The organism is Paraburkholderia sp. (genome assembly GCF_028283785.1).
Lineage (GTDB): Bacteria > Pseudomonadota > Gammaproteobacteria > Burkholderiales > Burkholderiaceae > Paraburkholderia.
On the sequence record NZ_JAPWKB010000012.1, the window covers coordinates 444,734 to 469,072 of the forward strand.

At 63.3% G+C, this 24,339-nt stretch carries 18 protein-coding genes; 8 read left to right on the top strand and 10 right to left on the bottom strand.

Annotated features, from left to right (window positions below):
- Positions 1–4: 4 nt before the first annotated feature.
- Together PW947_RS13760 and PW947_RS13765 are read left to right on the top strand one after the other, a co-directional pair.
- The gene (locus tag PW947_RS13760) at positions 5–505 is read left to right on the top strand and encodes a winged helix-turn-helix domain-containing protein (protein WP_299632874.1); all 501 of its coding nucleotides are present in this window, start codon (positions 5–7) and stop codon (positions 503–505) included.
- A gap of 6 nt (positions 506–511) precedes the next feature.
- On the top strand, positions 512–922 hold the full coding sequence (locus tag PW947_RS13765) for a restriction endonuclease (protein ID WP_299632945.1): 411 nt from the start codon (positions 512–514) through the stop codon (positions 920–922).
- A gap of 77 nt (positions 923–999) precedes the next feature.
- Here the strand turns inward: PW947_RS13765 and PW947_RS13770 are convergent, their stop codons facing one another.
- On the bottom strand, positions 1,000–2,127 hold the full coding sequence (locus PW947_RS13770) for a site-specific integrase (RefSeq protein WP_299632875.1): 1,128 nt from the start codon (positions 2,125–2,127) through the stop codon (positions 1,000–1,002).
- Positions 2,128–2,548: 421 nt separating this feature from the next.
- Positions 2,549–4,330, bottom strand: coding sequence for a methyl-accepting chemotaxis protein (locus tag PW947_RS13775; RefSeq protein ID WP_299632876.1), 1,782 nt, complete (start codon positions 4,328–4,330; stop codon positions 2,549–2,551).
- Positions 4,331–5,048: 718 nt separating this feature from the next.
- On the opposite strand from PW947_RS13775, the gene PW947_RS13780 reads away from it, so the two are divergent.
- From PW947_RS13780 to PW947_RS13795, 4 genes are all read left to right on the top strand, one after another.
- Positions 5,049–6,566, top strand: coding sequence for a sensor domain-containing diguanylate cyclase (locus PW947_RS13780; protein ID WP_299632877.1), 1,518 nt, complete (start codon positions 5,049–5,051; stop codon positions 6,564–6,566).
- A gap of 130 nt (positions 6,567–6,696) precedes the next feature.
- Positions 6,697–7,323, top strand: a complete 627-nt coding sequence (locus PW947_RS13785; protein ID WP_299632946.1) for a DUF2239 family protein — start codon at positions 6,697–6,699, stop codon at positions 7,321–7,323.
- Positions 7,324–7,680: 357 nt separating this feature from the next.
- Positions 7,681–9,243: a methyl-accepting chemotaxis protein gene (locus tag PW947_RS13790; RefSeq protein ID WP_299632878.1), complete on the top strand. Its 1,563-nt coding sequence runs from the start codon at positions 7,681–7,683 to the stop codon at positions 9,241–9,243.
- 157 nt (positions 9,244–9,400) lie between these two features.
- Positions 9,401–10,708, top strand: coding sequence for a solute carrier family 23 protein (locus PW947_RS13795; protein WP_299632879.1), 1,308 nt, complete (start codon positions 9,401–9,403; stop codon positions 10,706–10,708).
- A 145-nt stretch (positions 10,709–10,853) separates the two neighbouring features.
- Here the strand turns inward: PW947_RS13795 and PW947_RS13800 are convergent, their stop codons facing one another.
- A complete protein-coding gene (locus PW947_RS13800) occupies positions 10,854–12,500 on the bottom strand; it encodes a Na+/H+ antiporter (RefSeq protein ID WP_299632880.1) in 1,647 nt (548 codons plus the stop codon).
- Positions 12,501–12,949: 449 nt separating this feature from the next.
- Between PW947_RS13800 and PW947_RS13805 the strand changes: the two genes are divergently transcribed.
- Together PW947_RS13805 and PW947_RS13810 are read left to right on the top strand one after the other, a co-directional pair.
- Positions 12,950–14,224: an EAL domain-containing protein gene (locus PW947_RS13805; RefSeq protein WP_299632881.1), complete on the top strand. Its 1,275-nt coding sequence runs from the start codon at positions 12,950–12,952 to the stop codon at positions 14,222–14,224.
- A 98-nt stretch (positions 14,225–14,322) separates the two neighbouring features.
- Entirely contained in the window at positions 14,323–15,051 is a 729-nt protein-coding gene (locus PW947_RS13810) for a copper homeostasis protein CutC (protein WP_299632882.1), read from the top strand.
- Positions 15,052–15,150: 99 nt separating this feature from the next.
- Here the strand turns inward: PW947_RS13810 and PW947_RS13815 are convergent, their stop codons facing one another.
- The 7 genes from PW947_RS13815 to PW947_RS13845 form a co-directional block, all read right to left on the bottom strand.
- Positions 15,151–18,753, bottom strand: coding sequence for an indolepyruvate ferredoxin oxidoreductase family protein (locus PW947_RS13815; protein WP_299632883.1), 3,603 nt, complete (start codon positions 18,751–18,753; stop codon positions 15,151–15,153).
- A 238-nt stretch (positions 18,754–18,991) separates the two neighbouring features.
- Complete coding sequence (locus tag PW947_RS13820; RefSeq protein WP_299632947.1) at positions 18,992–19,903, bottom strand: ion channel; 912 nt, start codon at positions 19,901–19,903, stop codon at positions 18,992–18,994.
- A 378-nt stretch (positions 19,904–20,281) separates the two neighbouring features.
- Positions 20,282–20,527: a hypothetical protein gene (locus tag PW947_RS13825; protein ID WP_299632884.1), complete on the bottom strand. Its 246-nt coding sequence runs from the start codon at positions 20,525–20,527 to the stop codon at positions 20,282–20,284.
- A 59-nt stretch (positions 20,528–20,586) separates the two neighbouring features.
- A complete protein-coding gene (locus PW947_RS13830; protein ID WP_299632885.1) occupies positions 20,587–20,811 on the bottom strand; it encodes a hypothetical protein in 225 nt (74 codons plus the stop codon).
- 154 nt (positions 20,812–20,965) lie between these two features.
- Positions 20,966–21,880: a carbohydrate kinase gene (locus PW947_RS13835; protein ID WP_299632886.1), complete on the bottom strand. Its 915-nt coding sequence runs from the start codon at positions 21,878–21,880 to the stop codon at positions 20,966–20,968.
- A gap of 12 nt (positions 21,881–21,892) precedes the next feature.
- Positions 21,893–23,197 (bottom strand): AGE family epimerase/isomerase, encoded by a 1,305-nt coding sequence (locus PW947_RS13840; protein ID WP_299632887.1) that lies wholly within the window; start codon positions 23,195–23,197, stop codon positions 21,893–21,895.
- Complete coding sequence (locus tag PW947_RS13845; protein WP_299632888.1) at positions 23,194–24,180, bottom strand: LacI family DNA-binding transcriptional regulator; 987 nt, start codon at positions 24,178–24,180, stop codon at positions 23,194–23,196. Before PW947_RS13845 ends, PW947_RS13840 begins: the two co-directional genes overlap by 4 nt.
- Between the last annotated feature and the right edge of the window lie 159 nt (positions 24,181–24,339).

Below are 24,339 nucleotides of genomic sequence, written 5' to 3' on the forward strand. Positions count from 1 at the left end.
TTCCATGGCCATTCCCGATTACCAGACCTTGATGCTGCCGGTGCTGCGCCTCGCTGCCATTAGTGAACAGCGTGTGGCCGATGCCGCCGAACGTATTGCTGAAGATATCGGCCTCACTGCCGCCGAACGCGAAGAAATGCTGCCCAGTGGGCGGCAACGCCTGCTCCACAACCGCATCCATTGGGCAAAATTCTACATGTCCAAGGCGGGCCTTGTTGCCTCGCCGAAACGCGGACGCTTCATCGCGACCGATGCGGGCCGGGCGCTCCTCGCATCCAATCCTGCGCGGATCGGTGTGAACGAGCTGAAGGACTATGAGCGCTTCCGCGAATTTTACGGCGCGCAGAAATCGGCCGATGACGATGCCCCGCCTGCTGCCATCGTCCCGTCAGCCGAAACCGGGACGCCTGAGGAGCAGATTGAGGCGGCCCATCAGGCCGTGCAATCAGCCCTTCGCGCTGAACTGCTGGAACGCATCGTCCAGAACAGCCCGGAGTTTTTTTAGCAACTGATCGTCGATCTGCTGATCGCCATGGGCTATGGAGGATCCCATAAAAATGCGGCCACCCAGCTCGGCCGTTCTGGCGATGGCGGCGTGGACGGCGTCATCAACGAGGACAGGCTGGGGCTTGACCGGGTCTATGTGCAGGCCAAACGCTATGCCGACGCGACAGTTGGCCGCCCCGATGTGCAGGCCTTCGTCGGCAGCCTTGTCGGCCACGGCGCCACTAAGGGCGTGTTCGTCACCACCTCCACCTTCAGCAGCCAGGCGCGCGACTATGTCAAACATCTCGCTCAGGGCTTGATCCTGATCGACGGGGAGCGGTTGACCGATCTGATGATCGAATATGGGGTTGGCGTCCGCGTCAGCCGTAGGATCGAGTTCAAGCGGCTAGACGAGTATTTCTTCGCGGAAGAATAGCCCGGCAGTACACATTCGAAAGAGCTTCCGAAAGTGAGGCCCAATGAGCAATGACGCCATGGAAGCTGCTGTTGCGGTTACGATAGTTTCTTTGCTAGATCCTCGGCTCGCGGATGGTAGTAACGCATCAACATGCGTGGGTCTTTGTGACCAGTTATCTTCGTTAGTTCGTGCATGGGGAAGATCGACGCCAAGCGGGAAGTCGCCTCGTGTCGCAGGTCGTGAAAGCGAAGGTCGGTCAAAAACTTGCCATCCGGCTTTAGTTTGGCCGTCCGGCACTCATCAACGTAAATTTTGCGGGCGCGTGTCACTGCGCGCTCGAAGGCTCTGGTAACGGCGTCGCTTCGAATCTCGAACACCCGGTCGGCGTCGCTTCCGCCGTCTTCGGTGGAATTATCCTTGGTGTCGTAAGAGCCTTTCAATGCTTGGAGCACTCCAATGGCGCGCGAAGACAGCGGCACGTCGCGCGCGTTCCCGTTCTTCGTTGACGGTAGATGCACAACACAGCGATTGAGGTCGACGTGCATCCACAACAGCGACACAATCTCGCCTCGGCGCATCGCAGTTTCGACGGCTAGCCAAATGATGAGCGGTAGCAGCGCCGAGCCACTAGCCCTCGCCACGCGTTCAAGCTCACCGTCTTGCGCGCCGCGTTCCGACTCAGGCTGCTCCCCGCTAGGTGCAACAGCAAGCGGGCCGTCGGCAGCGATGCGGCGAGTGCGCGCGTTGTTAGGCTGTGGCTTTCGCACGAGCTCGACCGGATTCGATAGGCTTTCCATGCCCCATTCCTTTCGGGCGATGTTGAACACATGAGACAGGACCGCTAAGCGGCGTAGCGCGGTCGCGGGCTTGTAGTTCTTCAGCCATTCGTCGCGCAGCTTCGCTATGTCTGCGCTCCGGACCGTGGCTAGCGGCCGCTTCGCTAGATCAATTGCCTGGCAGGCCTTGATAATGGAAGATTCCTGCGCAGCGCCCTTCTTTAGTAGCGAGACTTCTTCCTCATAGCGTTTCAAGGCCTCGAACAGCGTCGTCGCCTCAGCCTCGCTGCGGCTGACCCATATACCGCGCGACATTTCCGATTCGATCATGTTGGCCCAGGCTTCCGCCTCGGCTTTGGTATTGAAGGTCTTGCTTTGCGCCGGGTAGCCGCGTCGGCGTACTTGCGCCTCCCATTGGTATTGCCCGCGCTTTCGGATAGTCGGCATTTTTCGATGCTCGCTCAAATGATCTGTGGCAAGATTGTGGCAAATAATCAAATTGAATGCTAGAAGCCTTTTGTTTTATGATCATATTTTTACATTCGCAATGCGAAGGTCGGGAGTTCGATCCTCCTCCTCCCACCACCGCACAAACCCAAAACCGGCCTAGCGCCGGTTTTGTCTTTTTCCACGCCCCGCCACAACACAACACCCCCCAAAAAAAGAACAGCGGGTCCATGTCTTTCAACACGGCCCGCTGGTTTTATTATGGACATTTACCCACTGTCCTTCGCTCCCTGCTGCTACGACCCCCGGTGCCGTCCTTTCGGACATCATGCGAAGCGGGCCATCTGAAGCGCGATTTCTCACGCTTGCAACCAGACCGCCTCATTCGTCGCCGCCTCAAACCCCATCAACCCCAAACCCCTCAAAACCGATCCCACCCATCATCGCTAGCGCCCACTCCGGCTCCAGCGTGAACCATCGACGTGCCCACCTCGTGCCCCATCGCAGGCCGCTTCAACACCGGCTTCTGCGCAGACTTCGGCGCCGCCTTCAAAGCCGGCCTAACCCCACCCGCAACCCCCGCAACCCCCGCAACCCCCGCGACCTTCACAGCACGCGCACCAACTGCCTCAACCCCACCCTTCGACTCAACCACAAAAAACCCAACCACCTCGTTCAGCTGATACCCCTGTTCCTCCATCGAGCGCGACGCCGCCGCCGCTTCCTCGACCAGCGCCGCATTCTGCTGCGTCACCGTATCCATCTGCGCGACGGCCAGGTTGATCTGGTCGATGCCGCGACTTTGCTCCGTAGATGCCGCCGCGATCTGCTCCATGATTCCGGTCACGCGTGACACCGCCTGCGTGACTTCGGCCATCGTCTTGCCCGCTTCGCCTGCGAGCGACGAGCCGTCCTGAATCTTCTGCACCGACGACGCGATCAGGTCCTTGATCTCCTTCGCCGCGCTCGACGAGCGTTGCGCCAGCGACCGCACTTCGCTCGCCACCACCGCAAAGCCGCGTCCCTGTTCGCCCGCACGCGCCGCTTCGACCGCTGCATTCAGCGCGAGAATATTGGTCTGGAAAGCAATGCCTTCGATGATGCCGGTGATCTCGGCGATCTTGCCCGAGCTGTCGCTGATGTCCTGCATCGTGTGGACGACCTGGCCCACCACCGTGCTGCCCTTGTCGGCAACCGCGGAGGCGTTCGCCGCCAGCATGCTGCCCTGATGCGCGTTCTCGGCGTTCTGGCGAACCGTCGAGGTCAGCTCTTCCATGCTCGCGGCCGTCTGTTGCAACGACGCCGCCTGCTGTTCGGTGCGCTGGCTCAGATCCATGTTGCCAGTCGCGATTTCGCGTGCGGCGCCGCCGATGCTCGCGCTGCTGTCGCGCACCCGTCCGACGATCGACGTCAACCGGTCGTTCATGTCGCGCAATGCGGCTAGCAGCTTGCTGGTTTCATCATGTCCATCGACGACGATGCGTGTGCGCAAATCGCCGTTCGACACGGTGCGCGCAACGTCGATTGCGAATTCCAGCGGCTTCGTCACCGAGCGCGTAATCAACCAGCACGCGCCGATCGCCAGCACCATCGCGGCGAGACAGATCGCGATCAGCACGTTGCGCTCGAACTCGTAATGCGCGGCGTAGCTCTCGATCATCGCTTCCTGACGGCTGCGCGTGTAGTCGGCATACGCGTCGGTGGCGCGGATCAGCGCGGCCAGCAACGGACGGCACTGATCGTCCATTTTCACGATCGCTTCGTCGCGATGATTCGTCAGCAAGAGGTTCACGATATCGGTGGCGACCACACCGTAAGACTGTTCGATGCGATCGATATCGCCGACCAGTTGACGGGCTTTGTCGCTGGTGTCGGTCGCGCTGGCAATCGCGTCCTTCAGCTTTTTCAGATTCGTTTGAACGTCCTCGTGCGCGCGGAGAACATCGGCCTTTTCCAGATCGATATCGGACTGTTTGGTCACGAGCACGAGATTGCGGGCGGCGATCGCGCGACGGTCAACCGAACTTCGCACCGACGCGGCCAGTTCGCCGCGCGCGGCGATGCCGTGGACGTAATGCGAAAAGCCGTCGGTCGAGTCGCTCAGCGACTTCAACGACATCGCGGACACGCCGACCACGATCAGCGCGAGCGTGCCAAAGCCGGCGATCAGCTTGTTCTTGATAGTCAACTTATTAAAGCTCAAGGTTTTCTCCCAGAGTGCGCGCGGAGTTCCCAACGCCCGCCACGTTTCGGAAATCTCCACTCCCGGATGGGCAACGGCTGCATCTTTCTGCCGTGCCCTCGGATAAGGCGGCGCGCGCATGCTCGTCGTCGTGCGATGCAGTGACATGCCCTCGGCATGCCGGTTTAATGGGCTGCATCCACGAAACTGGTTTCCTATCCCCTGGTTATCGGACGGCACAGTTAATCTCTGAAGGTTTTTTTAATCGCGTCAGGGTATTTCCTCCACTGGGGGGGTGGGATCGGCACAATTCGGAACAAATAACCGGAAGGGCCGTCCTGTAAGGCTTTCGGAAAGTAAGCGGACAATGAATTTATTTTCAGCTTCAGCGTGCCGTTAATAAAAAAACATTCTGCGAACGGTGACATTCGATTTTCCGATCCGGAATAAAAGACCGATTCCGGAGCAAACGTTCGTGCTAAAAAATCAACGTGTCGACGGGCTCCGATCCCGAAAAACGCGGCCGGATCACGCCCGTGACGCGCAATCCTGAGTAAGCTGTGTCATATGAGGAATCGATGACAGGTATCGCTAACACGCAAATCGATTCGTCCCCGTATCTGCTACGCTGTGCTCACAGATGCGTGCTGCGCCCGGGTCGTCTGCCTGAACCGGCTGACTGCCGGACCGCGCGCATGCCGTCACAACCGTGTTCGTCTGCACGACCGGAGACTTGCCGTTGCTGCGCCGTCTAAACCCTGTGATTGCCGTCAGCCTCGTGCTTGCCGGCGCGATCCTAGCGATTGCGGTCTGGCTGCTCGCGCAGATGCGCGACGACGCGCTGCGGCGCGCGCAGGACGCGGCGAACAACGTCACCTTGCTCGCGCAACGCGACGTCACGCGTAATCTCGAACTCTACGACCTGTCGCTGCGCGCGGTGATCGACGGCTTGAACCAGCCCGGCGTCATGCAACTGCCGCCGGTGCTGCGTCAGATGCTGCTGTTCGACGGCTCGGCGAGCGGCCGCGATCTCGGCTCGATCTTCGTGCTCGACGCAACCGGCAACGTGATCCTCGAATCGCGTTCCGCCAACGCGCGCCACATCTACCTCGGCGATCGCGATTACTTCACGGTCCATCGTCAATCCGCGGATCGCGGGCTGTTCGTCAGCGGGCCGTTCGTCCCTACGCAAACCGGCCGCGATGTCAGCATCGCGCTCAGCCGGCGCCTGTCGAACCCCGACGGCAGCTTCGCGGGCGTGGTGGTCGGTATGTTGCGGGTGTCCTACTTCGAGCGTCTGTTCGCCGGGATGAACCTCGGCGCGAGCGGATCGATGGCGCTGTTGCTGACCGACGGCACGCTGATCATGCGTCGCCCGTTCGATCCCAAACTGATCGGCATGAACCTGAAAGGCACCGCGAATTACACGCGTTTTCTCGATGGCGACAGCGGTGAGTTTTACGGGAAGGCGGCAATCGACGGCGTGTCGCGCTGGTACACGTTCCGGCATATCGACGGCTTTCCGATGATCGTCGATGTGGCCTTGTCCACGCGTGACATTTACTCCGGCTGGCGGCATCGCGCGTGGATCATCGGTTCGCTGATTTCCGCGCTCGATGCGGCGATTATCGCGTTGGCGATCCTGTTTGCCGGGCAATTGCGTCGGCGGATCGCGGTCGAAGCCGAATTGCGTGAACTGGCCCGGACCGACGGTCTGACCGGGCTGAATAACCGGCGCAGCTTCGAAGCGACCGCCGAAGTGGAATGGCAACGCGCCCGGCGTTTCGCGGACGGCTCGCGGCCCTTGTCGCTGCTATTGATCGACGTCGACAGCTTCAAGGGCTTCAACGATCTTTACGGACATTCGGCGGGCGACGAAGCCTTGATTGCGGTCGCGCGATGTATCGACGGCAACGTCCGGCGCCCGACCGATACGGCGGCGCGATATGGCGGCGAGGAGTTTGCGGTGCTGTTGCCCGACACCGATCTCAGCGGCGCAATGCAGATGGCCGAGCAGATTCGGGCCGCCGTGCAGGCGTTGCAGGTCAGACATATCGCGAGCGGCCATCATGTGCTGACCATCAGCGTCGGCGTGGCGTGTTCGGGGAATCACGGCGTGACGGCCTGGCGGGCCTTCGTCAATGCCGCCGACGCGGCGTTGTACGAGGCGAAGGATGCCGGCAGGAATCGGTGCCTGAGTTTTCCGGTGCGGGAAAAGGCGCTCGACCCGGCGGCGATGGTAAAGCCACCGGCTTGAGCGGTCGATGCAGCGCGTCGTGACCGTCGGTTCCGACCGGTCGGATATTTTACCCGGGTAATATTGCGTTTCTTTATTTTACCCGGATATAATTCGCTCGTTCTCACGTTTGCCGGAGCCGAGCATGTCCATGCCGTCCACACCATCTTCATCGTCTTCCATCACCGCCTTTAGCGGCGCGCGCCGCATCGCGACGGGTTCGCGCACCGACGTCGCGCTCGCCGTCAAACGCACGATCGAGCAAAACCCGGCGGCGGTCGTCCTCGTGTTCGACGACGAAACCAGTCAGCCGGTCGAATTCGATCTGCGTGGCTCGAACGACGACGTGCTGCGTCGTTTGTCGGCGGCGGATACGCACGCCGAACACGGACACGAACCGGCACCGGAACCCGCCGACGAATCGCCGCGCGGTCGCGGGCGGCCGAAGCTCGGTGTCGTCGCGCGTGAGGTGACCTTGCTGCCGCGTCATTGGGAATGGCTCAATGCGCAACCGGGCGGGGCGTCGGTGGCGCTGCGCAAGCTGGTCGAAACCGCGCGCCTGTCCGGCGATGACAAAGCCCGCGTGCGACGCGTTCAGGAGTCGGTGTATCGCTTCATCACGGCGATGGCGGGCAATCTGCCCGGCTACGAAGACGTCACCCGCGCACTGTTCGCCAACGATCGACCCGCGTTCGACGCGCTTATCGCCACATGGCCCGACGATATTCGCGACCACGCCGGTCGTCTCGCGCAATCCGCTTTTGCGGCGGTCGCGTAACCGCTGCGAGCAGGCAAAACGCAGGCAAAAAAAATCCCGCTCGCACCGGGGAAGTACGAGCGGGGAATCGGAGAGTTACAACATCGCATGCGTTCACATGGGGTCACGCAGCAAGAAAAAGCTTAGCGGCGGTGTCGTCGATATTTAATCGGACGAATCCCAATCATTCGTTCACGGCCTTGCTGGGTCGATGTTTCGACGTTTTCCGACTGTCCCGTGTAACTCGGGCCCCGATTTATCCTGCTTACATCGCATCAAGTCCGACAGACGCGCGCCGTAAAACACACAGGTGGCTGCATGGCACAGCCGGATTGCGCATGCGCGTGCGGCATGGGCGTTTGAACGAAGGGTGACGAGATGAAGTGGTTCGACCGGATGACGGTGTTCAAGAAGTTGCTGGTTGCGTTCGGCGTCGTGATCGGGTTTTGCATGGTGGTCGGGGTGACGGGCCTTGCGACCTTGTCGACGATGTACGACACCACGGAAACGATCGCGAACGACCACATGAAAGGTCTGTACTGGCTTCAGGAAGCCAACCGCAACAAGTTGACGACCGACCTCGCCGCCGCGAACCTCGGTTACGCCGACGACGCGCGTCGCGAGTTGCTGAAAAACAATATCGTGCAGGCGTTGAAAGACGTCCGCACGGCCTACGACCGCTACGCGCAAACCATCGTGTCGGAGAAAGGCCGCACGATGTTTGCCGAGGTCGTGCGCAAATCGGATGCGTGGGAAGCCATCGTCCAGCAGGAAACCGGTGTGTCGCCGACGCCCGCAGGCGTCGATCACGCTGAACTGGTACGGCGCGCGATCGCTTCCAGCGAAGCGCTGCGCGACACGATCACGTCGCTGATCGACTATCGGCGCGGTCTTGCGGTCGACGCGCAGCGCGCCGCGGAAGCCACCTATCACCGGATGCGTGTGGTGATGTTGGCGTTGATGATCGGCTCGGTGGTGGCGGGCGCGGTGCTCGCGTCGCTGATCGCGCGGCGTCTGTCGCGTCAACTCGGCGGCGAGCCCGACTATGCGGCGGACATCGCCAACCGGATCGCGAACGGCGATCTCGGCGTGCGCGTGCAAACCCGCGCCGGCGACCGCGAGAGCATGCTGTACGCGCTCGGCGATATGCGCGAACGGCTGGCGGGCATCGTGTCGGGCATCAGCGAATCGAGCGAATCGATCCTGACGGCGTCGAGCGAAATCGCGCAGGGCAACACCGATCTGTCGCAACGTACCGAAGAACAGGCCGCGTCGCTCGAAGAAACCGCGTCGAGCATGGAGCAACTCACCGCGACCGTGAAACAGAACGCGGAGAACGCGCAGCAGGCGGGCGGCATGGCGCAAAGCGCGTCGGAAGTCGCGTTGCGCGGCAGCGAACTGGTCGGCGACGTGGTCGGCACGATGCGCGAACTGGCGGCCGGTTCCAAACGGATGACGGACATCATCGCCGTGATCGAAGGCATCGCGTTCCAGACCAATATCCTCGCGCTCAACGCGGCCGTCGAAGCGGCGCGCGCGGGCGAGGAGGGACGCGGCTTTGCGGTGGTAGCGGGCGAAGTGCGCTCGCTCGCGCAACGCAGCGCGACATCGGCGAAGGAAATCAAGGAACTGATCGAACAGTCCACCACGCGCGTTGGCAGCGGCGCCGAACTCGCCGAAAAAGCCGGTGCGACGATGGCCGAGGTCACGCAGGCGGTGCGTCGCGTGACCGACATCATGGGCGAGATTTCGGCGGCATCGCATGAACAGAGCACCGGCATCGAGCAGGTCAACCGGGCCGTCTCGCAGATGGATCAGGTCACCCAGCAAAACGCCGCGCTGGTCGAACAGGCCGCAGCCGCAGCCGCGTCGATGGCCGATCAGGCGCGTCATTTGAAGGGCGCGGTCGCCGTGTTTACATTCGGCGCACGAACGGTCTGATCGTGTCGTTTTTTGGGGGCGCGCGGGCGGGGCAACCCCGCTAAAGCCCCGCTTGTCAGCGCAATCGCCTCTCCGTACACTCGCGCCTAATTCAAGACGGCGTTGCATTTTGCAGCGCCGCATCTGACCGAACGCCGAAAGAGAGGAGAACCCCCACATGGCCGATTCCTATTTCCCACGCTGGCGCCAGCAGCCGGCTGCGACCGAAGGCAGTGTCGTCGGTCCGGACGAACGTCTCGCCTGGCCGCAAATGATCGCGATGGGCGTGCAGCACGTCGTCGCGATGTTTGGCTCCACGGTGCTCGCGCCGTTGTTGATGGGCTTCGATCCGAACCTGTGCATTTTCATGTCGGGGATCGGCACCTTGCTGTTCTTCGTGCTGGTCGGCGGCCGCGTGCCGAGCTATCTCGGTTCGAGCTTCGCGTTTATCGGTCTCGTGATCGCGGTGACGGGTTACGGCGGACACGGTCCGAACCTGAACGTCCCGGTCGCGCTCGGCGGCATCATCGCGTGCGGCGTGGTGTACGCGTTGATCGGCGTGCTGGTCTCGGTGATCGGCACGAAGTGGATCGAGACGCTGATGCCGCCCGTCGTCACGGGGGCGATCGTCTGCGTGATCGGGCTGAATCTCGCGCCGATCGCCGTGCACGGCGTCAGCGGCAGCAATTTCGATTCGTGGATGGCGCTCGTGACCGTGCTGTGCGTCGGCGCGGTGGCGGTGTTTGCGCGCGGCATGATGCAGCGCCTGCTGATCCTGATCGGCTTGCTGGTCGCGTATGCGATCTATGCAGTCGTCACGAACGGGATGGGCATGGGCAAACCGATCGACTTCGCGATCGTCGCGAATGCCGCCTGGTTCGGCTTGCCGCATTTCACCGCACCGGTTTTCAACGCGCAGGCGATGGCCTTGCTCGCGCCGATCGCGGTGATTCTCGTCGCGGAAAATCTCGGCCACATCAAGGCGGTCAGCGCGATGACCGGTCATAACCTCGACCGTTACGTCGGTCGCGCGTTTATCGGCGACGGGCTGGCTACCATCGTGTCGGGCTTTGCCGGCGGCACGGGCGTGACGACGTACGCGGAAAATATCGGCGTGATGGCCGTCACCAAAATCTACTCGACGCTGGTGTTCGTGATCGCCGCGGTGATCGCGCTGATTCTCGGCTTCTCGCCGAAGTTCGGCGCGGTGATCCAGACGATTCCGGGTCCGGTGCTGGGCGGCGTGTCGATCGTCGTGTTCGGGCTGATCGCAGTCACGGGCGCGCGCATCTGGGTCGTCAATAAGGTCGATTTCTCCGACAACCGCAACCTGATCGTCGCCGCCGTCACGCTGGTGCTCGGCGCGGGCGATTTCTCGCTGAAGCTCGGCGGTTTCGGTCTGGGCGGGATCGGTACGGCGACGTTCGGCGCGATCATTCTGTACGCGCTGTTGCGTCGCAAGCCGTCGCAGCCGTCGGCGGTCTGAGCGTCACGGCGACCTTGCGCGTGACGTGAGTCACGCAAATCGCGTCACGTCAATGAGGTCGCAAAAAAAGGGCGTTTCTCCGCGAGGAGAAACGCCCTTTTTGCATCTGGCGGATAGCACGTCGTCACACGTTAGACCGGCACGCTCAAGCGCGGCTTTTGCCGCGCGTCGTCAGTGCCGTTTCGGACAGATCGACTTCGCGCATCAGCTTGCTCAATGTCGTGTCGTTGATCTTCTGCGCGTGACGCAACGCGAGCAACGCGGTGCGCTCCGCGCGCATCGCCGCGAGCTTCATCTTGAACTCCAGCGCTTCGGCGCGTCGCGCTTCCTGTGCAGGTTCGGCGTCGTCGGTCAGCGTGGCGAGGCGGCGGCGATACAGATCCATCACGCGCGCGGTGACGTCGGCTGCATGCGCTTCGGCGGCTTCGTCGAGTTCTTCGGTGGCGGCCTGATGCACGTCGTCGATCGCGCGGATCGCGGCTTGCGCAGCGGCGCGCCGGGCAAGCCGTTCCTCGCGCGCGTGCGGATCGCGTCCGCGCAGACTGTCGCTGAGCAGCATCGGCAGCGCAATCACCGCGACGATCAACGACAGCAGAATCACGCCCGATGCGATGAAGATCGCCATATCGCGTCCACCGACGGCAACCGGCAACGACAGCACGCCGGCCAGCGTCACCGCGCCGCGCACGCCAGCGACGGTCGTGATCGACACCATCCGCACGCCGGGCACCGCATTCGATACGCCGTGCCTCGCCGCGCCGCGACTGGCGAACCAGCGCAGCAGCCAGACCCAGACGAAACGCATCGCATACAACGACGCGCCGACCGCCGCGATATAGCCGATCAGCAGCATCATCTGCGCGTCGCTGGTGTGATGCGCGTCGAGCAGTGCGCGGCCGAGGATATGCGGGAACTGGAAGCCGAGCAGGATAAACACCATCCCGTTGAAGACGAATTCGATCATCGTCCACGTACTCGCCGCACGCACCCGCGACGCCACCGGACCGGCGTGCGCGAGGCTCGTGTAGTTCATCATCATCCCGGCGCTGACGGCGGCCAGAATGCCCGAGCATTCGAAGTGTTCGGCGAACAGATACGCGGCGAACGGAATCAGCAAGGTCATCACGACGCCCGGCGCAGGGTCGCCTTCGCCGATCACATTGAGAAAGCGCGCCGACACGATGCTGAACACCCACGCGACCGCCGCGCCCATCGCGAGACCGCCGGCGGCGATGATCACGAAACTGATCGACGCGTCGCGCAGCGAGAACACGCCGGTCAACGCGGCGGCGATCGCGAACTTCAGCGCGACGAGGCCGGACGCGTCGTTCATCAGCGCTTCGCCTTCGAGAATATGCATCAGGTTCGCGGGCAAACGGTTCTTACCCGCGATGCCCGACAGCGCGACCGCGTCCGTGGGCGACAGCACGGCGGCCAGCGCGAATGCGACCGGCAGCGGAATCGACGGCACCAGCCAGTGCACGAAATAGCCGACCGCTACCACCGTCATGAACACCAGGCCGAGCGCCAGCATCACGATCGCGCGACGCGCCATGAAGAACTCACGCTTCGGAATCCGCCAGCCGTCCGCGAACAGCAACGGCGGGATAAACAGCAGCATGAAGATATCGGGATCGAACGTGACGTGCAGACCGAGGCGCGGCCACGCGAGCAACGCGCCGCAGCCGATCTGGATCAGCGGCAACGGCAACGCGAACGGCAGCGCGCGGGTGGCGATGCCGGACACAGCGACCGCGAGCAACAGGATCAAAACGGTAAAAACAATTTCCATCAGACGATTTTTTTCTACGGGATAGAGGGGGATGACTGTGCAACCGGTGCACGCGATAACGCACGACGACGCGGCGCGATTCGGCGGCCGCAGACGCGGCGCGCGAGGGTGAAGCGAAGAAGAACCACGCCGAAGTTTAGCCCGACACGCGTTTGACCGTCGCGAAGCCCGCAATGGCCGATCTGATCGATGACGGCATCGAAACGGCGATGCGTCGCATCGACGCACCGCGCGACGACGGCGCGTTGCACCGTCGCAGTGCATCGCGCACCTGGACGCATCGCGCGAAAGTGCGCGCGGTGCAAGCTTCCATGCAAACTTCGGTTGTACGTGCGCTAACGTGCGCATGGACCTTGCTTATGCAGTATCGATGACGCAAATTTCGAGAATCGGTGCTGGAGCCGCTCCGTCGAGCGAGACCGCACCGGGCTCTCGCGTGAGAGGACTGCATGACCATTGCGCAACTAGAAAGGGCGACCGTGCCGCACGGATTCGAACTCAGCGTGACTTCGGGGTTGGAGCGGTTTTCCGTCCAGCATAACGAGCTGACGCTCACGAGCGTGTTCCAGCCGATCTTCAGCCTGTCGCACATGCGCGCGGTCGGGTATGAAGGTCTGCTGCGCGCGCACGACGCGCTCGACCGGCCAGTGTCGGCCGTGGACGTATTCGGCCAGGCGGCACGCCTGGGCGAGCTGCTTCAGGTGGATCGCCTCGCCCAGGCGCTTCACCTTGAGAACTTCAGGATGCTCGGTTCCGAGCGTGAATGGCTGTTTCTGAACGTGCATCCGGGCGCGCTGACCGATCCGTATCACGCGGCGGCGTTGCTCGCCAATCTGCGACGTCTCGACCTGCCGCCGCGCCGCATCGTGCTCGAAGTACTGGAACAGCGCGCGGAAGATCTTGAACGGCTCGCCGACGCCGTGCGGCAATTCCGCGAACGTGGCTTCCTGATCGCGCTCGACGATTTCGGCGCGGGACATTCGAACGTCGAACGGATCTGGCAGTTGAACCCGGATATCGTGAAACTCGACCGCATCATGCTGTCGCAAGCCGCGCATCGCGCCGATATGGCGACGATCCTGCCGGGACTCGTTTCGCTGCTGCACGAAGCGGGCAAGCTGGTACTGATCGAAGGCGTCGAAACCGAGCACGAAGCGCAGATGGCGCTCGCCTGCGACGCCGACTTCGTACAAGGCTTCTTCTTTGGACGGCCGCATCCGGGCGCGGCCGACAGCGTGCACGCGACCTGCGTAATCAGCGAAGTCACCGAGCGTTATCGCAACCAGACCGAGGCGCGCGAGCGGCGTCGAACCAGCCGTCTTGCGCCGTATGTGCGCGCATTCGAACGGGCCGCGGAACGGCTCGCCGCCGGTGAGCCGCTCGACGAAGTGTGCTGGAATTTCCTCGGTCTCGATCACGCTGCGCGCTGCTTTCTGCTGGACGCGCAAGGCAAGCAGGCCGGGCGCAACGTCGTGTTGCGCGCGGACCGTGCGGCGATCGAAACGCGCTATTTGCCGCTGGCCGACGCGCAGGGCGCGAACTGGTTGCGCCGCCCGTATTTTCGCGAGGCGATCAGCGCGCCCGAACGCGTGCACGTGACGCGGCCGTATCTGTCGATCAACGAGGCGATGCCGTGCGTGACCTTGTCGGTGGCGACGCGGGTGGGCGGGCAGACCTGCGTGCTGTGCGCCGATATCGACTGGGTCGACGAGGAGCGGGGCTGACGGGTTGCATCGGGCGGGCGCGTCTGCTCGCTCGCGCGTCGCAACGTGCCGCGACGCTTCTGGGATGATGTCGGTTTTCAATCGATGGAGCCGATGTGATGGCGTCGCACATTTCTTCTTCGTTACGTACTCCGGTATTGCTCGAGGTCATCGCCACGACCGTCGATGACGCGCGGCTGGCCGAGCGCGGCGGCGCGGACCGGATCGAACTGATTACCGCATTCGGCGAGGGCGGATTGACGCCGAGCGTCGGCTTGATCGAAGCCGTGGTGAATGCGGTGTCGATTCCCGTCAACGTGATGGTGCGCCCGCATAGCCGGTCCTTCGTGTACGGTCAGGATGACTACCGGGTGATGACCCGCGACGTTCACGCGGTTGTCGCGGCAGGCGCGAACGGCGTGGTGACGGGCATGCTGGACGCCGCCGGTGAAGTCGATGCCGAAGGCTTGCGTCGCCTGATCGATGCCGCCGAGGGACGCGACGTGACCTTTCATCGCGCGTTCGACGAGGCGGCGGATTTGCCGCGTGCGCTGGACGTGCTGATGTCGGTCGACGGCGTGTCGAGCGTGCTGACGTCCGGCGGCGCGTCGTCGGTGTTGATGGCGGTCGAGATGATGCGCACGCTCATGTCGCGCGCCGAAGGTTCCGGTGTGACGGTACTGGCCGGAGCCGGCTTGACCATCGATGCCGTCGGTGCATTCGTGGATGCGGCCGGCGTGCGGGCCGTGCATTTCGGGTCGGGCGTTCGGGGCGGCGCGGGCGCGGGCGTCGATGCCGACAAGGTCAAACTGGTGCGCGCGGCGCTGGATCTGCGAGGCCGTCACTGAGCGCGACCGTGCTTCAGGTTGCGCGTTGAATGTCGAATGTTGCATCTCGAAGGCGCGACGCCGGATTGCCCGGCGCCGCGCCTTCAACCTTCGGTCACATTACTTCACCACGACCACCGGAATGCCCTTCAGGCTGCCCGCACCTTTCATCTCTTCGAGCGCCCGTTCCACCGCGCGTCCGGTCGCGGCGTCGATACCGAGTCGCATGGCGATATCCCGTTCTCCCCGTTTGACGCCGGCCAGATTGGCGAGCTTCACGTGTCCGTAGCCGCGCACCTTCTGATGCAGTTCCGCGAGCTTCACCACATCGTCCAGCGTCGTGACAGACAGCCGCTTCAACGCCTGACCGAGCGTCGCCTCGTAGTCGTCCGCCAGTTGCCGCTCCATCCGGCGCTCGACGGTGCGGCCGAACGGATCGATCGCCGTGCCGCGCAATGAACGGCATTTCGCCATCACGCCCATCACCGGCCACATCCACTGGCCGAACGTCTTTTTGCGCGGCGACTGGCCGCTTTGCGCGCCGAGCAGCGTCGGCGGCGCGAGGTTGAACTTCACGCCGAAGTCCTTGCCGGCCACGCCTTCGAATTGCGCTTCCAGCGACGCGCGGAACGCCGGGTCGGCGTGCAGTCGCGCGACTTCGTATTCGTCCTTGACCGCCAGCAAGCGATAGAACGTGGTCGCTACCGCACGCGTCAACCGCTCGCCGGACGCGCTGTCGCCCGACACCGACCGCTCGGCCCGGCGCGCGCCGTCCACCAGCGCGCGAAAGCGCGTCACATACCGTTCGCCGCCGTAGGCCAGCAAGCGCGCCTCGCGATGCGCAATCAGTTCGTCCAGCGTCTGCACGACGGCGGTTTCCTTCGACGTCGCGCTATGACGCCCTTGCCACAACGCTTCGAGTGCAGCCGGATCGGCGGCGGCCAGGCGGCCCACCGAAAACGCCAGTTGATTCATCGGCACGGCGACATTGTTCAACTCGATCGCGCGCATCATCGCGCCGAACGAAACCGGCACCAGACCCAGTTGCCATGCATAACCGAGCATCAGGATGTTCGCGCCGATGGTGTCGCCGAGAAAACGCGTCGCCAGCGATTGCGCATCGCAGCGCGACATCCGCTCGTCGCCGGCGGCGTGGCGCATCTTGTCGAGCAATGCGTCCGCATGCAGCGTGGCGTCCGGGTTCTGCACGAAGCTCGCGTTCGGGATCGCGTGCGTGTTGACGACGATCCGCGTACGGCCATGCCGCACCGTCTGCAACGCGTCGGCGCTCGCGCCGACCACCATGTCGCAGGCCAGCACCACGTCGGCTTGCTGCGTGTCGATCCGCACCTGATTCAGCCATTCGTCACGTGCGGCGAATCGCACGAACGACAATACCGAGCCGCCTTTCTGCGCGAAGCCCATGAAGTCGAGCACCGACGCGCTCTTGCCTTCCAGATGCGCGGCCATGCTGATCAACGCGCCCACTGTCACGACGCCGGTGCCGCCCACGCCGGTCACGAGGATGTCGTACGGCGCGGCGTCGAGATGCGTGGACGGCTTTTGCAGCGCATCGACGCGTGCGGCCAGCGCGGCGACGTCGAATGCCGCGCCTGCGGCCTTCTTCAGCTTGCCGCCTTCGATCGTCACGAAGCTCGGGCAAAAGCCGTTCACGCACGAGTAATCCTTGTTGCACGACGATTGATCGATCCGGCGTTTGCGGCCGAGCGCCGTTTCAAGCGGTTCCACCGACAGGCAGTTCGACTGCACGCCGCAATCGCCGCAGCCTTCGCACACTTCCTCGTTGATGAACAGACGCTTGTCCGGGTCGGGAAACTCGCCTTTCTTGCGGCGGCGACGTTTTTCCGCCGCGCAGGTCTGGTCGTAAATCAGCACGGTGACACCGGCGGTGTCGCGCAAGTCGCGCTGCACCGCATCCATTTCGCTACGGTGATGGAACGTGGTGCCGGGCGGAAACAGCGTGTGATGACCGTCGTATTTTTCCGGCTCGTCGCTGACGACGACGAAGCGCGATACGCCTTCCGCTTCGACCTGACGCGCGATCTGCGGCACCGAAATGCTGCCGTCGACCGGTTGGCCGCCCGTCATCGCGACGGCGTCGTTGTACAGAATCTTGTAGGTGATGGTCGCCTTTGCCGCGACCGCCTGGCGAATCGCGAGGATGCCGGAGTGGAAGTACGTGCCGTCGCCGAGATTCTGGAACACGTGGCGCGTTTTCGTGAACATCGAGTGCGACGCCCAATCGACACCTTCGCCGCCCATCTGGATCAACCCGGTGGTGTCGCGCTCCATCCACGACGCCATGAAGTGACAGCCGATTCCCGCATGCGCGACCGAACCTTCCGGCACTTTCGTCGAGGTGTTGTGCGGGCAACCGGAGCAGAAATACGGCGTGCGTTTAACCGAATCCGCCGCGTTCGACAGAATTTGCGGCGCGACCAGATCGACCACGCGTTCGCTGCGATCGAGCGCGGGCTTGTGACGCGCGAGCCATGTGGCGAACACCGGCAAGATTCGCGACGGCCGCAACTCGCCCAGCGACGACAGCAGCAAGGTGCCGTCCTGCGCGTTCTTGCCGATCACGACCGGCCGCGCGCCGTCCTGGCGGTTGTACAGGTAGTCCTTGATCTGCTGCTCGATCACCGGACCTTTCTCTTCGATCACCAGCACTTCGCTCAAGCCCGATACGAACGCGTCGACACGCGTCATTTCGAGCGGGAACGACAGACCGACCTTGTAGATCCGCACGCCCGCCGCGTCGAGATCGGCGACGGTGAGATCGAGGCGGCGCAGCGCTTCCATCAGATCCAGATGCGCCTTGCCGCAGGTGACGATGCCCACGTTCGCGTGCGGGCTCGGCGCGATCCATTTGTCGATGCTGTTCACGCGCGCGAAGTGCCGCACGGCGTCGAGCTTGGCGTGCAGACGTTGCTCGATCGTGAGACTCGGCAGATCGGGCCACCGGTTGTGCAGACCGCCCGACGGCACGACGTAATCCTGCGGCGCGGTCCATTCGGTTTGCAGCGCGTCGAGATCGACGGTCGAACCGGATTCGACGGTTTCCGAAATCGCTTTGTAGCCGACCCACGCGCCCGAGAAACGCGACAGCGCCCAGCCGTACAGGCCGAATTCGAGCATGTCGGCGATATTCGACGGATTCACGACCGGCATATGCCAGGACATCAGCGCGAAGTCGCTTTGATGCGGCATCGACGACGATACGCAGCCGTGGTCGTCGCCGGCCACGACCAGCACGCCGCCATGTTCCGACGAACCGTACGCGTTGCCGTGCTTCAGCGCATCGCCCGCACGATCGACGCCGGGGCCTTTGCCGTACCACATCGCGAACACGCCATCGACGGTGCGCTCCGGATCGGATTCGACGCGTTGGGTGCCGAGCACGGCGGTGCCGCCGAGTTCTTCGTTGATCGCGGGCAGGAACCGGACGTCGTTCGCTTCGAGCAGCTTTTTCGCCTTCCACAATTGCTGATCGACCATGCCGAGCGGCGAGCCGCGATAGCCGCTGATGAAGCCCGCTGTGTTCAGCGCCCGTTTTTTGTCCGCAGCGCGCTGCATCAGGACGAGGCGCACCAGCGCCTGGGTACCGGTGAGGAAGATTCTTCCTCGGGTCGCGGTGAGGTTGTCCGTCAGCTTGTAGTCGGCCAGGGCCGGCGTGCCGTCGAGCGGATGGCGGGCTGTCATCGATGAGTCTCCGTTTTCTTATGTCTCGCTCACGTGTGGGGTCACGCGGTGCGGCGAGAGAAGACTCTATTTTTTAACGGCAATTGGAGTGGATTATTTCTATGTTGCCGGGATGTACGCCGCGCGTGAGTGCGCTTCAGCCCTTTTGCCGCGTTTTGAGGGAGAGTTTTCTGCGCCCAGGGTTGTTACTTAGGGTTTGGCGTGGTGGTTTTGACCCGACGAACCGGGGGGCGACGGCCTATGCAGAGGTTTGGGTTTCGCTGTGGCTGCGTGGCGGAAGCAAACCTTCCAATGGCGGCGCGGGGCGCGCGGGATCGAGCGGCACGACGTCGTCGAACGATGAGTAGTCGATGTGGCGCACGCCGTCTTCTTCGTGGATCAGATCGACGTACGCGTGCTGCCATCTGATGTCCGTCGATGGCCAGTCGTGGCGGGCTTGCATCGTCTGTGCGGTGGTTTCGTCGAAACCTTCGATAGTGATCATCAGCGACGCGTCGCGCGCGGCCAGGGTGTCGGCGGTCTCGCCGAACAATGGGCTGGCCTCGTCGATCACGTGCATCAGGTTCCAGCCGAGCAGAAACGCGGGATGCTGCTCGCGCACGAGCGGCAGATCGTGAATCTTCAATAACGAATACCCTTCGGGCGAGGTTTCGATCCGCATCATCCGCATTTTGGCGTGCGCTTCGGCGATCACGTTCTGGCGCGCGTTCGCGGCGCGAACCATCAAGGTCATCCTGCCTTCCAGCGGACGGACGATCGCATAGCGCGCGAACATGATCTTCGCGCGTGGCCGCGAGAAGCGCGTGAAGATCAAACCGGTTGCCAGCGCGAGGCCCGACATGCCGACGAAAATCTCCAGCGTTGCGATGGCGTGCGCGTAGACGGTGCGTGGATGCATGTCGCCGTAACCGACGGTCGCCAGCGTTTCCACGCTGAAGAAAAACGCGCCGAGAAATCCGGGCGGCGCCTGGTTCGCGATCGATCTGTCGCCCAGCTGGAACAGGCACGCGAAGCACATGTTCAGCAGGAAAAACAGCACGGCGAGCGCGCCGAAAAAGGTCGGCCAGCGAATCACCAGCGCGCGGTGATAGAGGTCGTGCCAGAAGGGAACCGGAATGCCGTGCGCGATCACCATCCGCGACCCGATCATCACCGGCCGTCCCGGCCAGCGATAACGCTTCGATGATCCTGACGCGCGGCCGTCATGCGGAGAGTGATCGGACTCGGGGAGATTCATCGCGTGCTTTCGTCTGGCTGTCGGTTGCGTGAGTGAGCCGTCCGTACGACGACGGGCGCGCCAAGCCTAGCATGCACGCCGGCTCACCGCGCCGCTGGCGTGCAAGCCGCAAAACGCCTCTTTTGCGTCAGCGCAAACGCGTGACATGCAGGTGACGAGAGCGCGATCCGGGCACGGCAATGCAGGCCGCGAGGGTCAGGATTGGAAGCGGCAAACGCGTTGGCAAATTAGCCTTCGAAAAACGCTTCGGCGAACGCGTCGGTCAGCGTGCGGCAACACGCAGGGCTGACGTCATGGAAATGTGCGCGGCTTGGGAATGCCCGCGCCATGATCGATGTCGGAGACCGCGCGCAGATGGGCGGCTTCGATCGCTTCGCCTGCACCGTCGTAACCGGTGTCGCCACCGATCGTCGTCCATGACTGGACTGCGTGATCGCGATGACGGATTTCGTATTCGGCGTCCCAGCGCGCGCCCTGGAGTTCGAGCGGTCGAACGTGGATTTCGTAGACGCCGTAGAGGAAGAGTTGCTCGGCCATCGTAACCTCCAGCCGGTCAGGTTCAGGAGAGGCGCGACGCGAAAGGCCGCACCGGTTCGCTACAGTTCGATCTTGCCGAGAATGCGGTGCGCCAGCGCCTTCGCTTCTTCCAGCGCTTCTTCGGGTGTGGACGAGGTGGCGTCGACGTCGTAGTCGGTACGTTCGGGTGAATCGCCTTCGTCGCGGACCAGCAATACGTGGCCCTGAAACTGTTGCCCGGCTTCGACCGGATGCACACTGGCGGTGGCCGTGTACAAACCCTTCGTGTAGGTGACGTCGTCCATGATGGCGCTCTCCCGCGAGGTGAATGACCATCCTAGCACGGCGTCCGAAGGCTTTCAGGCGCCGTGTGCAAACTGCGGAAAGCGGCCGCAACCACGCCGCGAGATCGAAAAAAAGGCCCGCGAGCGCGGGCCTTGTCGGGTGGTCGCGATGCGCTCAGCCGAGCAATGCGACCACTTCGTCGAGCGTCGGCGAATGCGCGCCCGCGTGGCCGCACGCGGCGGCGCCCGCGGCGAGCGCGAACTCCAGATGTTCGGGCCACGTGCGTTGCGGCGCGGTCATCTGGCTGAACAGAAATCCGCCGATCGATGCATCGCCCGCACCGACGGTATCGACCACCTGAACGCGCGGCGGTCGCGCTTCGATCACGGTGTCGCCATCGATCAGCGTTGCGGTGTCCGGTCCGCGCGTGACCAGCACTTTCGCAGCCGGATTCATCGCGCGCAATTGCGCCAGCGACGCGGTTTCGTCGTCGGTGCCGAAGAGTTGTCGCAAGTCTTCGTCGGAGACCTTGATCAGATCGGCGAGCGCGGCCATCTTGCGCAACGTCGGCGCGTAGCCGTGCGCCATCAGATTCCGGTAATTCGGATCGAAACTGATCTTCACGCCGCGCGCGCGCAGCGTCGCGGCGAGTGCTGCCAGCGTGTCGCCGAGCGGCTGACGCACGAGGCTGATACAGCCGAAGTGCGCCCACTTCACGTGACTCATCCAGCCTTCGGGCAGCCGGGCCGGGTCGAATGCGAGATCGGCGCTGTTGTCGCCCATGAAGAAATACGCAGGCGGATGCGTCTGATGAACGATCGCCAGCAGCGGCGCACGCTCGACACGCTGCATGAAGCGCATGTCGAGACCGGCGGCGATGCTCGCGTTCCACAGTTCGTCGGAGAAATTGTCGGTGCCGAGCGAACCGGCGCACGCGGTCGGCAAGCCGAGCCGCGCGACCGCGCGCGCGACGTTCCAGCCTGCGCCGCCGGGCTTCGATACCCATTGCGAATCGCCGGTGCGCACGAGGTCGGTCAGGATGTCGCCCGCCGATACGAAGTGAGGCAGTTCAGCGTGTGAAGTCGTCATCGCGTTCACCGTTTATTGGGTCGAGTCGTTTGCTGTGTCGTCAGCCGGAAGGGCGTGCGCGAGCACTTCGTAGCACGCGCCCATCGTGTGATAGTCGGTCTTGCCCGCCGGGCTTTTTTCGTCGCTGTACTTGCGGTTGTCGCAGGTGAGGATGCGATACCACGCGCCGTACTGGTGATCGACGAAATGCGACCAGCTATAGCGCCATAGCTCGTCGTACCAGTCCCAGAAACGTTCGTTGCCGGTGCGCTTGCCGAGCAGCGCGGCGGTCGCGAAGGTTTCCGCCTGGACCCAGAAGTATTTGTCGTGATCGCAAACGGTGCCGTCCGGGCCGAAGCCGTAATACAGCCCGCCGTGATCGTCGTCCCATGCGCGCGTCATCGCGGCGTCGAACAGTTCGATCGCGCGCGGCAACAGCCACGGCAACGGACGATGCCGCTCCAGAATCAGCAGCAGCTTCGCCCATTCGGTCTGGTGACCCGGCTGGAAACCCCACGGACGGAAGATGTTCGAACTGTCTTCCTCGTTGTAATGCCAGTCCACCGACCAGTCCGCGTGGAAGTGTTCCCACACCAGACCTTGCGACAGTTTTGCCTGACGCAGCGTGATGTTCGACGCGACCCGTTCCGCGCGATCCAGATACACCAGATGGCCGGTCGCTTCATGCGCGGCGAGCAGCGCTTCGGTGGTGTGCATGTTCGCGTTCTGGCCGCGATACGAACTGACGTGCCACGCGGCCGTCGCTTCGTCGGCGTAGAGACCGGCGGCCGCGTCCCAGAATCGGTGTTCCATCAGTTCGAAGGTCGCGGCGATCATCGGCCGGGCTTCTTCGATGCCCGCCATCAACGCGTGCGAATACGCGAGCAGCACGAACGCGAGGCCGTAGCAATGGCGCGTGGCGTCGAGCACGCGCTTGCGGCCGTCGCGCCATTCGAGTTCCCAGTCGTAGCCTTCGTGCTGCGAATCCCAGTGCGCGTCGCGCAGGAAGCGCAGGCCGTGGCGTGCGTATTCGAGATGTTGCGGATCGCCGGATTCGCGATACGCCATCGCGTAATTGAATACGAAGCGGCAGCTGCTGACGAGGTGACGCGTGGTGTGATCGTAGATCGAACCGTCGTCGCGGAAAAAGTGGAAGAAGCCGCCGCTCGTGTCGAGCACGTTGGGCGCGTAGAAGCGCAGCGTGTCCTGAATGTGCGACCGCAGGAATTCGCGGCTGCGGAAGCTGGCGACGGCGGGCACGGCGTGCGTGCCGACGGCGGGCGCGGCTTTCGGCTTCGACGGCGCGGACTGTGTGTTGGGCGTAGCGGATGGGCTCATGATTTTTTCACCGAGGTGCTGGCGCGGGCAATCAGATGGACGGGCACACGGACTTCGAGTTCGGCGGGCGATTCTTCGAGCAGCAGTTCGACGCCGCGCCGGCCGAGCGCTTCCTTGTCGACGGCGATCGTCGACAGCGGCGGCGTGGCGTGGGCAGCGGCGGGAATATCGTCGAAACCGATGATCGCGATGTCCTCCGGAACGCGCAAGCCGCGCGCGAGGCAGACGCGCAGCGCGGCGAGCGCAGCGGCGTCGTTGTAGGCAAAAACCGCGTCGGGATGCGGACCCGGCGCATCGAGCAACCGATGCATCGCATGTGCGGCGGCGGCATCGGCGGGCATCGCGGCGTCGAGCGTCACTTCGAGCGACGGATCGAACAGCAAGCCCGCTTCGAAGAACGCACGACGATAACCGAGCGCGCGCTGCGCAATGCTGAAGTGCGCCAGTGACCCGCCGATGAACGCGACGCGCTTGCGATCCTGCGCGAACAGATGCTGCATCGCGAGCGCGGCGCCGGCGGCATTGTCCAGATTCACCGACCGCAAGCCGGGCGACCACAGATCGATCAGCACCAGCGGACGCTGCATCGCGACGAGCGTGGCGAGCGTTTCCGGCTCGACGAATCCGGCGATCGCGACGGCGTCGGGCGCATGCAGGCGCATCTGCTGGATCACGTCTTCGGTCGGTCCGGCGGTCAGCACGGATGGCACGATGCCGCGTTCGCGGCACGCATCTTCGACGCCGTGCAACACATGCGAAAAGAACGGGCTGACCGCGAAGTTGTTGTGCTGACGATGCAGCAGGAACGTCAGACGACGGATACGCGGACGCAATTGCGCGGCGTCATAGCCGAGCTGCCGGGCCGTTTCGACGACGCGCAGACGGGTGGCGTCGGACAGGCCGGGCTGATTTTTCAGCGCCCGCGAAACGGTGCCGATCGACACGCTGGCGGCGCGCGCAATGTCGCGGATGGTGGTGGCCATCGAAGGGCGTTGGGGTCGTAATGGAGTGTCGGGATTGTATAGTAAAACATCCCGAAAAACGCCCGCCAGCGGCCCCAGCGCACCCGGAAAAACCCTTATATCAAGGGCTGTTGGTGACCTAATCCAGTGTTTAGTAAAACATCTAAACAAGCCGGATTT

What these genes read in the sequence shown, in the direction of transcription:
- PW947_RS13810 (WP_299632882.1), top strand. Translation starts at nt 14,323, where the DNA reads ATGGCGTCGCACATTTCTTCTTCGTTACGTACTCCGGTATTGCTCGAG.
- PW947_RS13820 (WP_299632947.1), bottom strand. Translation starts at nt 19,903, where the DNA reads ATGATCGGGTCGCGGATGGTGATCGCGCACGGCATTCCGGTTCCCTTC.
- PW947_RS13805 (WP_299632881.1), top strand. Translation starts at nt 12,950, where the DNA reads ATGACCATTGCGCAACTAGAAAGGGCGACCGTGCCGCACGGATTCGAA.
- PW947_RS13770 (WP_299632875.1), bottom strand. Translation starts at nt 2,127, where the DNA reads ATGCCGACTATCCGAAAGCGCGGGCAATACCAATGGGAGGCGCAAGTA.
- PW947_RS13835 (WP_299632886.1), bottom strand. Translation starts at nt 21,880, where the DNA reads ATGACGACTTCACACGCTGAACTGCCTCACTTCGTATCGGCGGGCGAC.
- PW947_RS13845 (WP_299632888.1), bottom strand. Translation starts at nt 24,180, where the DNA reads ATGGCCACCACCATCCGCGACATTGCGCGCGCCGCCAGCGTGTCGATC.
- PW947_RS13800 (WP_299632880.1), bottom strand. Translation starts at nt 12,500, where the DNA reads ATGGAAATTGTTTTTACCGTTTTGATCCTGTTGCTCGCGGTCGCTGTG.
- PW947_RS13760 (WP_299632874.1), top strand. Translation starts at nt 5, where the DNA reads ATGGCCATTCCCGATTACCAGACCTTGATGCTGCCGGTGCTGCGCCTC.
- PW947_RS13825 (WP_299632884.1), bottom strand. Translation starts at nt 20,527, where the DNA reads ATGGCCGAGCAACTCTTCCTCTACGGCGTCTACGAAATCCACGTTCGA.
- PW947_RS13790 (WP_299632878.1), top strand. Translation starts at nt 7,681, where the DNA reads ATGAAGTGGTTCGACCGGATGACGGTGTTCAAGAAGTTGCTGGTTGCG.
- PW947_RS13795 (WP_299632879.1), top strand. Translation starts at nt 9,401, where the DNA reads ATGGCCGATTCCTATTTCCCACGCTGGCGCCAGCAGCCGGCTGCGACC.
- PW947_RS13785 (WP_299632946.1), top strand. Translation starts at nt 6,697, where the DNA reads ATGCCGTCCACACCATCTTCATCGTCTTCCATCACCGCCTTTAGCGGC.
- PW947_RS13840 (WP_299632887.1), bottom strand. Translation starts at nt 23,197, where the DNA reads ATGAGCCCATCCGCTACGCCCAACACACAGTCCGCGCCGTCGAAGCCG.
- PW947_RS13830 (WP_299632885.1), bottom strand. Translation starts at nt 20,811, where the DNA reads ATGGACGACGTCACCTACACGAAGGGTTTGTACACGGCCACCGCCAGT.
- PW947_RS13815 (WP_299632883.1), bottom strand. Translation starts at nt 18,753, where the DNA reads ATGACAGCCCGCCATCCGCTCGACGGCACGCCGGCCCTGGCCGACTAC.